Origin of the sequence: Mesorhizobium sp. M5C.F.Ca.IN.020.32.2.1, assembly GCF_004023105.1 — a bacterium.
Taxonomy (GTDB): domain Bacteria; phylum Pseudomonadota; class Alphaproteobacteria; order Rhizobiales; family Rhizobiaceae; genus Mesorhizobium; species Mesorhizobium wenxiniae.
The window spans coordinates 1-11332 of record NZ_RZSX01000093.1 but is presented as its reverse complement, the minus strand read 5'-3'; the positions used below and the strand labels follow the sequence as shown (position 1 = coordinate 11332).

The window sequence follows — 11332 nt, the reverse complement described above, 5'->3', positions numbered from 1 at the left end:
GTCCAGCGCCAGAAGCCCCTCTCTTCCTCATTGAGGAAACGGTTCAGCACCATCTTGTGGACCTCATCGGCGCCGTCGACCAGCCGCGCCTGGCGAGCATAGCGGTAAATCCATTCGAGCACCGTGTCCTTGGAATAGCCCCGCGCGCCATTGATCTGGATCGCCACATCGGCCGCGTCATGCAGCACATTGGCGACCTGGACCTTGGCCATCGACACTTCCTTGCGGGCAAAGCCGCCGCGGTCCAGTTCCCACGCAGCCTTCATCACCAGAATCCGGCCAATTTCGATGCGCATGGCGAGGTCGCCGAGCTTCAGCTGGACGCTTTCGCGGTCGGCGAGACGCTGGCCGAAACCATGGCGCTCGGCAGCGTAGGCGCGCGCGATCTCGACGCAGCGCCTGGACAGTCCGAGCCAGCGCATGCAGTGGGTAAGTCGTGCCGGGCCGAGCCGCACCTGCGTCACCTTCATGCCCCTGCCTTCGCCGACCAGCATGTCTTCGACAGGGATTTCGAGCCCATCGAATTCCAGCTCGCAATGCCCGCCATGCTCCTCCGGGCCCATGATCTCGATGCGGCGCATGATGCGCCAGCCCGGCTGGTCCTTGTGGAACATCAGGGCCGACAGACCATGGCGCGGGTCGTCCGAGGTTCGCGCGATCAGAATGAAATGGCTGGCCTCCTCCGCGCCGGTGATGAACCATTTGCGGCCGGTCACCACATATTTGTCGCCGCGCCGCTTCGCACGCGTCATAATCATCGAAGGATCAGAGCCGCCGCCGGGGTGCGGTTCGGTCATGGCAAAGGCCGAGCGCACCTTGCCCTCGACGATCGGCTTCAGCCATTTTTGCTTTTGCGCCGGTGTGCCGAGCGCCTCCAGAACCATCATGTTGCCATCGTCGGGCGCTGCCGAATTGAACACCACGGGTCCGAAGATCGACCGGTTCATCTCCTCGTAGCAGACCGCCATGTCCATCTTGCCGAGACCGGCGCCGCCGGATTCGGGCTTGAGCTGCAGGCACCACAGCCCCGCCATCCGCGCTTTGGCGCGAAGCGCCTCCAGCAGCGGCAAGGTGATATTTCCATGCGCGTCGTAGGACATGTTGTCGGCTTCGAGCGGCAGTATCTCACGCTCGACGAAGTCGGCAATGCGGACGCGGTAATCTTCGGTCTGGGCTGGAATATCGAAATTCATGGAAAAAACTCACAGCGATGAAACGAGGCGGCGCCATCGGCCATGGACGAGCTCGCCGAAAAGCATTGGGTCGCCACCTGATGGTGAAATCTGACGGCTTTGTATCCAACACAGGCTCCCGCTTTAGGTGGAGAACCGCCGTTCGACGAAGGTTCAACTGAACGGCTCAAATGCGGACCTTCCGGGCGTTCAATGCGACGACGTCGATGTAATCTTCTCAAATCTAACGGTATGAACGCAATCTTTCCCATCCAGCGGGTTCTGTGCCGGGGCCGATCTGTAGAGGAGCGTTCGACCGTCGGTCTCTAGGTACCGGACTTGTTCGGTACCCTCCCAGCTTTGGTTCCAGCTCATGTCAATATGATGGACGATCCGGTCATGCTCGACAGAGTATGTCCCGGCATAGGCAAACATGGAATCGTAGAGTGCAATCTTTTCATTCGAGGTGGGGACTAGGGCCGCAGGCGTGCTGCGATCTGTTCGAAGGACGAAAACCATCATCCTGCCATCTGCTGAGTAGGAGATTATGCCACGGGTATTCTGCCCCAGGGCATCGAGCACTTCGCCGGTTTCAAGGATCTCATAGACCCATGATGTCATTCTCCAAGATCCAAGTAGCAGCGTCTTCAGTTGCGACATGACAGCCCCCTAGAGAAGGACTTCGGAGCGTAGCACGAGACCTTAGACGTTGCACGGGCAAGGCCCAAACACGCTCCGCCTACCTTTCAAATTGTTTGCATCAAACGAGTACTGGCCACTGTCGCCTGTGATCCTGGTCAGCGCCTCCGACAGCACATCGAGAAGGATCTGCGCGTCGGGGTGATCAGGATCCGTTTTTACAATGATCATGTGCTCGACGTCCAAACTGTAGCTGTGGCGACTTGCTGGCACGACTGGCGGCCATGGCTCAGATTGCCGGGAAAGAACGACCGCTGAGGGCTCAATCGAGCCGTCCGCGATGGTTGTTGCGGACGGCCAGAGTGGGTCGAAACCGGTATTTGGCTCCGATACCAGCATCAGATTTTCACCACTAGAAATCGAGCGAGCGTTCGTTTCCTTATTAGCCTCTATCCCCTTTTGCAGCCGCCGTCACCCGGCGAATCCTGGTTCCGCAACGCCTTTTGATTCCAAGGCCGGTTATAGCGAACAGGCTGCCGCGCAGAACGCCATCGCCGGGGAATCGCGGCAGCGGCGGTTTTGCCATCGAGGTCACGTAAAGGGTGTCGAGCTTCGGTCCGCCGAACATCACGCTGGTGATCTTCTTGACGGGCATGTCGATGGTGCGATCGACGCTGCCGTCGGGTGCGTAACGCACCAGCCGCCCGTCGTAGACGAGGGCATTCCAGGGAAAGCCTTCGGCATCGACGGTCGACCCATCGGCGCCACCCATGCGGCGACAGGCGAGATCAGAACTCGACCTTGTCGCCGCCCTTCAGTGATAGGATTTCGCGCGCCTCGTCGGGCGTCGCCACTTCCATGCCGAGCCCCTCGATGATCTTGCGGGCAAGCACCACCTGCTCGGCGTTCGATTTCGCAAGCTTGCCTTTGCCGGCCCAAAGACTGTCTTCGAGCCCGACGCGGATGTTGCCGCCAAGCGCTGCCGATTGGGCCGCGATCCGCAACTGGCTGGCGCCGGCGCCGAGCACCGACCAGCGGAACTGGTCTCCGAACAGCCGGTCGGCGGTGCGCTTCATATGGGCGACGTCTTCGGGATGCGTGCCAATGCCGCCAAGCAGACCGAACACCGACTGCACGAAGAACGGCGGCTTGACCAGGCCGCGGTCGGCGAAGTGCGAGAGATTGTAGAGATGGGCGATGTCGTAGCACTCGAACTCGAAGCGCGTGCCGTTGTCGTAGCAGGTTGCCAATATGTATTCGATATCCTTGAAGGAGTTGCGGAAGACCAGGTCGCGCGTCGCTTCCAGATGCGGCTTTTCCCAGTCGAACTTGAAGGTCTCATATTTGTCGACGAGGTGGTAGAGCCCGAAATTGATCGAACCCATGTTGAGCGAGGCGACCTCGGGCTTGAACTCGGCGGCCGGGCGCACGCGCTCCTCGACCTTCATGTAGGGACTGCCGCCGGTGGTGATGTTGATGGCGGCGTTGGTGGCCTGCTTGATGCGCGGCAGGAAGCGGGCGAACGCCGCCGGCGTCTGGTCAGGCTTGCCGGTCTCGGGGTCGCGGGCATGCAGGTGCAGGATCGCCGCACCTGCCTCCGCTGCCGCGATCGCCTCGGCGGCGATCTGGTCCGGGGTGATCGGCAGATAGGGCGACATGGTCGGCGTGTGGATCGCCCCGGTCACCGCACAAGTGATGATAACTTTGCCTTTGGGCAGCTGGGCGCCGGGCTTGCGGCTTGTTTCCGTCATCTTCCAAACTCCTGATCCGATTTTTTCTTGTGCGCTGCCAGCGCCATCAGCCGGCGGTCGCGCCATACCTGCCGTTCGACGAGTTCTTCCCGCGGCAGCCGCTTGCGGCGGTCGGCCTCTACCGTTTCGATGACCTCGCCGGCCCAGTCGACGCGGCGCAGCATTTGCGGGAAGATGTTGGAATAGATCGTCTGGTAGCGCTCGACATAGTCGCGTACGCCGCCCGGCGCGTTGAGGTCGATCGTTTCGAACGGACCCATGAACGACCAGCGCAGCGCCAGCCCATCGCGAATGCCGATATCGACATCCTCGACGCTGGCAAAGCCGTCGGCGACAAGTCGAAAAGCTTCCTCCAGCAGCGCGCCCTGCAGGCGGTTCATGATGAAACCGTCGAGCTCGTGCTTCATCACAAGCGGCGCGTGGCCCGCGGCGACGAGGAAGGCGCGAGTCCTTTCGACCGTTTCGGGGGAGGTCCATGGCGCCGGCACGACTTCAGCGGCCGGGATGAGATAGGGCGGATTGATCGGATGCACGACCACGCAGCGGTGCCGCCCTTGCAGATGGTCGGTGAATTTTGACGGCAGCAACGCCGAGGTGGAACTGGCGATCACCGCGTGCGGACCGGCCAGTGCGTCGATCAGGGAGAACACCTCGCGCTTCACTTCGAGGTTTTCGGGCGTGTTCTCCTGGATATGGACCGCATCGGTCAGCGCCTCGCCCAGTTCCGCCACCACGGCGATGCGATCAAGCACGGCGTCGATTGCCTGTCCCCGCAGCAGATCGTTCGCGGCGAGGTCGCCCAGCACGCCGGCGATGTAATCGTGCGCGCCGGCCGTCGCGGCCGGCGACTGGTCCCACATCCGCACATCATGGCCGGCGCGGGCGAAGCTGATCGCCCAGGCCCGTCCGATGAACCCGCTGCCGACAATTGCTACCTTCATCATGGTCCGTTCCTCAAAGCGTTTCGACATTGCCGTCGACGCCGAGCGACTGGCCGGAAATGTTGATGCCCGCATCGGACAGCAGGAAGGCGACCATCGCGGCGACGTCATAGCGGCTGGTCATGCGGCGCAGCGAGATGTTCTGGAGATAGCGCTGCGTCATCTCCTCGTTCGAAACACCGAGCTGCCTGGCCCGGTCGGCGATGACCTTGTCGATGCGTGGTCCCTCGATAATGCCGGGCAGGATGGCGTTGACCCGTATGCCGTGCGGCCCGAGTTCCTTGGCGAGGCTTTGCGTGAAACCGATGACGCCGAACTTGGCCGCCGAGTAGGGGGTGCGGAAAGCGTAGCCGTGGCGGCCGGCGGCGGACGACATCGAGACGATCGAGCCGCCGCCCGCCGCCTTGATCAGCGGCACGGCACGCCGGGCGCACAGGAACTGGCCGGTCAGGCAGATGTCGATGCAGCGCCGCCAGTCCGCCGGATCGATTTCATCGACGCCGCCGGTCGGCCCGGCGATGCCGGCATTGTTGATCAGCGCGTCGAGGCCGCCGAGCTTTTGCTTCACGGTCTCGAACAGCCGGTCGACGTCGTCTTCGCGCGAGACATCGGCCTTGACTGCGGCAACTAGGGCGATCTTGTCCGGAGCAGCGGCCAGAGCCCCGTCCGAAACGTCGCAAACGACGATGCGCGCGCCGAGCCGCGACAGCGTGTCGGCAATGGCCAGGCCGATACCGCCGGCACCTGCCGTCACCAGCACGCGCTGCCCCTTCAGCCCGGTCAGAAAATCGTCCGCCGATGTCGGCGCCCCTTTACTTATCGCCGTCGCACTCATCGTCCCGTCCTTTCTCATTGCAGCCGCCGTTCGCGCAGCGCCATGACAGCGCCCAGAACGACCAGGCCGTACAGAATTGCCCTTGTAGTGACGAAAGCGCTGCCTCGCTGGTGGCTTGGCAAGCAGAAGCAGTTCTAACCTGCTCGGGCACGCCAATACTCTCGAGTTTCCAGATAAGCCGCCTTGGATTTGCATTGATCTCCACGACCACGCCATAATGCGCGGCTAGCTCGCATAGCCCCTAAGGGCGCCCTAGAGGCTGCTCCTGCGGAAAATTGGTTTCGTCTATGATTGCCACGGCCTGTTTGATGCTGTCTCTCACCTCGAAACCGATCCAGTGTCCGTCCATCAGATGCGTTTGTCTGGCACAGGCGAGGAAATAGTTCCCGGCCTGCTGCGCAACAAAGTTGAGTTGCCTCCGCTCATTGATTTTAATTCCCTCCGGCGGATCGGTGTACACCCCCCAGATAGCATCCTCGGCCGTCAACTCCACTGGCATCTCTGACTGAGCGTAGACCCTGGTCACCATCAGGCTGTGCCGGAAAGACGAGGAGCCATTGATGAACTCGATCTCTACCGACCATTCTGCTGGCACGACGATGGTGAGATTGCCGCCCCAGTAACCGTTGAAGTCAATAATGTCGGTCCGGATGTTGTCCCTGCGATACCGCTCGACTTGGTTCCAATCGGCAACAATCTCTATGGCCACTGTCTTGGCTGCAGGATCGTTCTTGATCCAGCTCGGGACGAAAGGCTCCCCAGCCAGCGCAATTCCAGGCAATAATGCCAAGGCGACGGCGAGAAGGGCAAGGTGAGCAAAGCGCGCCATCGCAATCAGAGGCTCCTCCCGAGCGGAGCGGCCGAGCGCAAGCGACCGCCAATCGAGGTCGACCTGGCTTGTTCCCTAAGGAAGAGAATACGCTCGAAATAGCATCCACACCAGCAAACCCAGAGTGCGCTATCAGGAACAACGCCATTGTTGCTGCTATGTCATCGGGTTGGATGCGTGTTGGAATGCCTGCGGTGCGTCAATGCGAGGGCGACGGGCGATTCCCTAATGTGAAGTTTCTGCCTCAGCTATGGCGAAGGGTCTGTTGCGCAATTCGCCACGCCTGCTCCACATGTCGCCGGGCCGCGGCTTCGGCATCATCGCCGTTGCGCGACTTGATCGCGTTCATGATGTCGGTCATTTCGGCGATTGCGGCATCGCGACGATTCACCGAAGCGATCGTCATGGAACGCAGTTGGTTGATGCGGACGTTCAGGCCCTGGACGATCTCCCAGGCGATGCGCTTGTCGGCGGCATCGAAAAGCACTTCATAGAATTTTGTAGTCGCCCGCATCACCTCGATCGGATTGGCTGAGGCCCACGCCGTGAGCAGCACATCCAATGCGCCCTCAAGCGCGGCGATCTGGTCCTGCGTCGCCGTGAGCGCACAGGCACGCGCTGCGATGCCTTCCATCAGAGCGCGCAGTTCGTAAATCTCGTCGGTGCGGCTGAGATCTGGGCGGGCCACGGCAGGTCCGTGGCCAGGTATCATCTGGACAAGCCCCTCGGTCTCCAACTGCCGCAGAACTTCGCGCACCACCGAGCGACTGACGCCGAGCTGGTCGCAAAGCGGCCGTTCGACCAATCTTTCGCCGGGCTGGAAGTGAAACCCCATGATCGCGTCTCGCATGCGCTCCAGCGCCAGTGTTCTGAGCGTCTTGGTGGATCGTTCGATCCTGAGCGTGTCGTCGGCCAATTCTTCTCTCCCAGCATCCGCAAAGAAACAGATTCGACGATCCGTTGACAAGGGATTTGGTTTTCAGTAGTATGGTATACCATAAGATTGTCGAGGCAAAAGGAACTTTTCCGGATGTCTCGGCCCGATCCACCACCGAGGATTCGATGAAGCCGGCCATCCGAAAAATCGTCACCTATGTCGAGAACACGCTGATTGAAGGCGGCAAGGTGGCTCCCCGGGCGCTGCGCCTGATCGGCGTGGCGGCAGTGCTCGACAATCCCTGGGCCGGGCGCGGTTTCATCGAGGATCTTTCTCCCGAGATCCGCGCCTATGCGCCGGTTTTGGGGGAGATGCTGACCCATGAAATTCTCGCAGTCGCGGGATCCGGCGAAGCGATCGAAGGCTACGGCAAGGCCGCAATATGCGGCACTTCGGGCGAGATCGAGCATGCCTCCGCGCTCATCCACACGCTGCATTTCGGCAACCACTATCGGCGTGCCGTCGGCGCCAAGACCTATCTTGCCTTCACCAACCTCCGTGGCGGGCCGAACACACCCATCATGATCCCGCTCATGGACAAGAACGATGAAGGCCGACGTTCGCACTACCTGACAGTGCATTTCCAGATCGGCGATGCACCGGCGCCGGACGAGCTGGTGGTGGCGCTTGGCGCCTCGATTGGCGGACGACCTCATCATCGCATCGGCGACCGCTATCAGGATCTCAAGGAGGTCGGCGACCTGCATGGCTGAGCTGACCGCCCCTGGCTGGCATCGCGGAACGGCGCCTGACGGCACTGGCTTCATCCGTGCCGGATCCGGCGCGCCGGTCCTCCTCATCCACGGCGTCGGCATGAATGCGGCGGTCTGGGGCCCACAGATCGAGCTGATGAAGGACAGATGGGATGTGATCGCGATCGACATGCTGGGACACGGCCGGTCGCCGCTACCACCCGAGGACGCCAGCCTTGCCGACTATGCCGGACAGGCGATCCGGCTTCTTGATCACCTTGGCTTGGGTGCCGTCTCAATCGTTGGCCATTCAATGGGGGCGCTGGTCGGGCAGGAAATCGCTCTCGATGCTCCCGAACGGGTCCGCAGCATCGTGTCGCTCAACGCGGTCTTTCGCCGCCCAGCGGCCCTTGCGCAGGCGGTGCGTGAACGCGCCGCCGAATTGAACGGCGCGAAAAACCCGTCAGGAACGGACGCAACGATCGCGCGCTGGTTCGGCAACCCGGTCCCCGACAGCTTGGCAGAGGCCGCGAGGACGACGCGCGCGGCACTGCAAAGCGTCAACCGCGAAGGCTATGCGCGCACCTATCGACTTTTCGCCCATGCGGATGCGGCGCATGGCGATCGTCTCTCGGGTCTTGCGGTGCCGGCCCTGTTCATGACCGGCTCGCAGGACAGGAATTCTTCACCTGCGATGTCGGCAGCGATGGCCCGCCTCGCGCCGCGTGGTCGCTGCGTCGTTCTGGAGGGCGAACGACACATGATGGCCATAGCCTCGCCTGACGCGGTCACACGGCGCATTGTCGATTTTCTCGAGAGCAACGACAGCACAAGCACATCAGAGCTACGGGCGATGAACACAGCCTTCGACGCGGGCGAATTCAGGCGGGCGCTCGGTTCCTTCCTGACCGGCGTTACCATCGTCACTGCGATCGGGCCGGAAGGGGAGCCTCGAGGCTTTACTGCCAATTCGTTTACATCCGTTTCGCTCGATCCGCCGCTTGTCCTGGTCTGCATTGCCAAGAAAGCGCTGGGTTATCCTGTGTTTTCGACCTCGAAGTGCTTTGCCATCAACGTGCTCTCGGAGGAACAGAGAGCCGCGTCCGGCGTCTTCGCTTCGAAATCGCAGGACAAGTTCTCGGCTGTCGAATGGCGTTTCGGCCCGACCGGCAGCCCGCTGCTCGGTGGATCGGTGGCGACGTTCGACTGTGACATGGAGCAATTGGTCGACGCCGGCGATCATTCGATCCTGATCGGCCGCGTTCGCGAATTTTCCCACAATTCATCGCAGCCCCTCGGCTATTGCCGTGGCGCCTATGTCTCGCCCGGTCTCAGCCAGGAAGCGCTGGCGGCCGCGCCACCCGACATGGAGGTCGGCGCTATCCTCGAAGATGAAGGCCGCGTGCTGTTCTTCGAAACTGTCGATGGCTTTTTCGAATTGCCGGCGGGCCGAGGACTGGGGACGTCCGGCGATACACGAAGCCTCAACGGACGCCTCGCTGCGCAGGCCATCGAGGCTCATCTCGGGTTCCTGTTTGCGGTCTGGGACGATGCAGCAAGCCCATCGCGAACGCATGTCTACTACCGCGGCACGGTAGACACGCCCCACTCCAGCGATGGCCAGGTCCAGCTCGTCGACATCGACAGGATTGCCGGACTGAACATCGCCGACGCTGCTGTGCGCTCGATGCTTGCCCGCTACGTTCGCGAATGTCGGGAGGATGCGTTTGGAGTCTATGTCGGCAACGAGGTCGAAGGTGAAGTCCGTCCGCTCGCCAAGCCGGCACCCATGAACACTTCTAATCCGGGTGAACAGATATGAAGTTCTCGCTCTTCGTCCATATGGAACGCTCGGACTCGGCAAAGCCGCATGCCGAGCTCATCGACGAGCTTGAGGAACTGGTCCTGATGGCCGAGGCGGCAGGCTTCGAGACGGCCTGGATCGGCGAACACCACGGCATGGAGTTCACCATCTCGCCAAACCCGTTCATCAACATCGCCTATCTCGGCGCCAGGACGAAGCGCATCCGGCTCGGCACAGGAACGGTCATCGCGCCGTTCTGGCATCCGATCAAGCTTGCCGGCGAAGCAGCCATGACCGACGTCATCACGGGCGGCCGGCTCGACATCGGCATCGCGCGCGGCGCCTACAGCTATGAATACCAACGCCTGTTCCCGGGGCTCGACGCCTGGGGCGCGGGCCAGCGCATGCGCGAGATCATCCCCGCTATCCAGGGCCTCTGGCAAGGCGACTTCGAGATGTCCGGGGAGTTCTGGTCGTTTCCATCGACCACCTCGTCGCCCAAGCCCGTGCAAAAACCGCACCCGCCGATCTGGGTGGCGGCGCGCGATCCCAACTCGCACGACTTCGCCGTGTCCAACGGCTGCAATGTCCAGGTGACGCCGCTCGCCTCGGGCGATGACGAAGTGACCAGCCTGATGGAGCGCTTCAACGCGGCGTGCGCGGCGCATCCGGACATGGCCCGCCCCGATATTATGCTGCTGATGCACACATTCGTTGCCGAGGACGCCGCCGATGCGGAGCAGCTGACGAAGGACCTGTCGCTGTTCTACTGCCAGTTCGGCGCCTGGTTCCAGAACAAGAAGCCTGTTCGTCAAGGCATATTGGAGGCGCTCACCGACGACGAGATCGCAGCCATGCCGCAATTTGCGCCGGACAAGATCCGACAGCACCTGGTTATCGGCGAAGCCGAAGAGGTGATCACCCGGCTGAAGGCGTACGAGGCGCTCGGCTACGACCAATATTCGATCTGGATCGACAGCGGCCTGCCACACGAGCGCAAGAAAAAGTCGCTGCAGCTGTTTGTCAACAAGGTGATGCCGGCCTTCCGGCATGGGAGGCCGCAATGACCCTTGCGGCCTTCAGGAACTTCATAGATGGGGCGTTCGATACGCCGACAGCCACCTTCGAAAGCATTGATCCATCCACCGGGGCGCCCTGGGCGACGATGCCCGCCGCAACCGAGGCCGATGTTGACCGCGCCGTCGAGGCGGCGCACCGGACGCTGCGCTCCGCCGCGTGGACATCGCTGACGGCGACGGCGCGCGGCAAGCTGCTGGTGCGCCTCGGCGAGCTGGTCGTCGCCAATGCCCGCCGCCTGGCCGAACTGGAGACGCGCGACACCGGAAAGATCATCCGCGAGACCCGCGCCCAGATTGCCTATGTCGGCGACTATTATCGCTACTATGGCGGGCTTGCCGACAAGCATGAAGGCTCGCATCTGCCGATCGACAAGGCCGACATGGACGTCACCATCCGGCGCGAGCCGATCGGCGTCGTCGCTGCCGTCGTGCCGTGGAATTCGCAGCTCTTCCTTTCGGCCGTCAAGCTCGGTCCGGCTCTGGCGGCCGGCTGCACGGTGGTCTTGAAAGCCTCGGAAGACGGCCCAGCGCCGCTGCTGGCCTTCGCCGAACTCGTTGACGAGGCCGGATTTCCCGCCGGAAGCGTCAACATACTGACCGGATTCGGGCACGATTGCGGCCGGCGCCTGACAAGTCACCCGCTGGTTTCACGC

The 11332-nt window shown here is 62.1% G+C and carries 13 protein-coding genes; 4 read left to right on the top strand and 9 right to left on the bottom strand.

Annotation, left to right across the window (positions count from 1 at the left end; translation table 11 throughout):
* The 9 genes from EOA86_RS07250 to EOA86_RS07210 form a co-directional block, all read right to left on the bottom strand.
* The coding region (locus EOA86_RS07250; protein WP_128341098.1) for an acyl-CoA dehydrogenase family protein at window positions 1-1193 on the bottom strand (1193 nt) is incomplete at its 3' end.
* A 189-nt stretch (window positions 1194-1382) separates the two neighbouring features.
* Window positions 1383-1832: a lipocalin-like domain-containing protein gene (locus EOA86_RS07245; protein ID WP_128341097.1), complete on the bottom strand. Its 450-nt coding sequence runs from the start codon at window positions 1830-1832 to the stop codon at window positions 1383-1385.
* A 42-nt stretch (window positions 1833-1874) separates the two neighbouring features.
* Window positions 1875-2210 (bottom strand): hypothetical protein, encoded by a 336-nt coding sequence (locus EOA86_RS07240; RefSeq protein ID WP_065007085.1) that lies wholly within the window; start codon window positions 2208-2210, stop codon window positions 1875-1877.
* A gap of 43 nt (window positions 2211-2253) precedes the next feature.
* Entirely contained in the window at window positions 2254-2583 is a 330-nt protein-coding gene (locus EOA86_RS07235; protein ID WP_245497161.1) for an SMP-30/gluconolactonase/LRE family protein, read from the bottom strand.
* 16 nt (window positions 2584-2599) lie between these two features.
* A complete protein-coding gene (locus tag EOA86_RS07230; protein ID WP_065007084.1) occupies window positions 2600-3562 on the bottom strand; it encodes a 3-keto-5-aminohexanoate cleavage protein in 963 nt (320 codons plus the stop codon).
* Window positions 3559-4506 (bottom strand): 3-hydroxyacyl-CoA dehydrogenase, encoded by a 948-nt coding sequence (locus EOA86_RS07225; protein ID WP_065007146.1) that lies wholly within the window; start codon window positions 4504-4506, stop codon window positions 3559-3561. The genes EOA86_RS07230 and EOA86_RS07225 overlap by 4 nt, the downstream gene beginning before the upstream one ends.
* A 10-nt stretch (window positions 4507-4516) precedes the next feature.
* Window positions 4517-5338: an SDR family oxidoreductase gene (locus EOA86_RS07220; protein WP_164891599.1), complete on the bottom strand. Its 822-nt coding sequence runs from the start codon at window positions 5336-5338 to the stop codon at window positions 4517-4519.
* 241 nt (window positions 5339-5579) lie between these two features.
* The gene (locus EOA86_RS07215) at window positions 5580-6167 is read right to left on the bottom strand and encodes a sulfocyanin-like copper-binding protein (RefSeq protein WP_245497160.1); all 588 of its coding nucleotides are present in this window, start codon (window positions 6165-6167) and stop codon (window positions 5580-5582) included.
* A 244-nt stretch (window positions 6168-6411) separates the two neighbouring features.
* The gene (locus EOA86_RS07210; RefSeq protein ID WP_127211701.1) at window positions 6412-7083 is read right to left on the bottom strand and encodes a GntR family transcriptional regulator; all 672 of its coding nucleotides are present in this window, start codon (window positions 7081-7083) and stop codon (window positions 6412-6414) included.
* Between the two features lie 146 nt (window positions 7084-7229).
* Here EOA86_RS07210 and EOA86_RS07205 point away from each other — a divergent pair, with 146 nt between their 5' ends.
* The 4 genes from EOA86_RS07205 to EOA86_RS07190 all read left to right on the top strand — a co-directional run.
* Complete coding sequence (locus EOA86_RS07205; RefSeq protein ID WP_065007144.1) at window positions 7230-7817, top strand: amino acid synthesis family protein; 588 nt, start codon at window positions 7230-7232, stop codon at window positions 7815-7817.
* Window positions 7810-9618: an alpha/beta fold hydrolase gene (locus EOA86_RS07200; RefSeq protein WP_128341095.1), complete on the top strand. Its 1809-nt coding sequence runs from the start codon at window positions 7810-7812 to the stop codon at window positions 9616-9618. The genes EOA86_RS07205 and EOA86_RS07200 overlap by 8 nt, the downstream gene beginning before the upstream one ends.
* Window positions 9615-10667, top strand: a complete 1053-nt coding sequence (locus EOA86_RS07195) for an LLM class flavin-dependent oxidoreductase (protein ID WP_128341094.1) — start codon at window positions 9615-9617, stop codon at window positions 10665-10667. Before EOA86_RS07200 ends, EOA86_RS07195 begins: the two co-directional genes overlap by 4 nt.
* The coding region (locus EOA86_RS07190) for an aldehyde dehydrogenase family protein (protein WP_128341093.1) at window positions 10664-11332 on the top strand (669 nt) is incomplete at its 3' end. The genes EOA86_RS07195 and EOA86_RS07190, both read left to right, overlap by 4 nt.

Excerpts from the sequence above, each read along its gene's own strand:
- EOA86_RS07225 (WP_065007146.1), bottom strand. The coding sequence starts at position 4,506 with ATGATGAAGGTAGCAATTGTCGGCAGCGGGTTCATCGGACGGGCCTGG.
- EOA86_RS07235 (WP_245497161.1), bottom strand. The coding sequence starts at position 2,583 with ATGGGTGGCGCCGATGGGTCGACCGTCGATGCCGAAGGCTTTCCCTGG.
- EOA86_RS07245 (WP_128341097.1), bottom strand. The coding sequence starts at position 1,832 with ATGTCGCAACTGAAGACGCTGCTACTTGGATCTTGGAGAATGACATCA.
- EOA86_RS07200 (WP_128341095.1), top strand. The coding sequence starts at position 7,810 with ATGGCTGAGCTGACCGCCCCTGGCTGGCATCGCGGAACGGCGCCTGAC.
- EOA86_RS07220 (WP_164891599.1), bottom strand. The coding sequence starts at position 5,338 with ATGAGTGCGACGGCGATAAGTAAAGGGGCGCCGACATCGGCGGACGAT.
- EOA86_RS07240 (WP_065007085.1), bottom strand. The coding sequence starts at position 2,210 with ATGCTGGTATCGGAGCCAAATACCGGTTTCGACCCACTCTGGCCGTCC.
- EOA86_RS07215 (WP_245497160.1), bottom strand. The coding sequence starts at position 6,167 with ATGGCGCGCTTTGCTCACCTTGCCCTTCTCGCCGTCGCCTTGGCATTA.
- EOA86_RS07230 (WP_065007084.1), bottom strand. The coding sequence starts at position 3,562 with ATGACGGAAACAAGCCGCAAGCCCGGCGCCCAGCTGCCCAAAGGCAAA.
- EOA86_RS07195 (WP_128341094.1), top strand. The coding sequence starts at position 9,615 with ATGAAGTTCTCGCTCTTCGTCCATATGGAACGCTCGGACTCGGCAAAG.
- EOA86_RS07205 (WP_065007144.1), top strand. The coding sequence starts at position 7,230 with ATGAAGCCGGCCATCCGAAAAATCGTCACCTATGTCGAGAACACGCTG.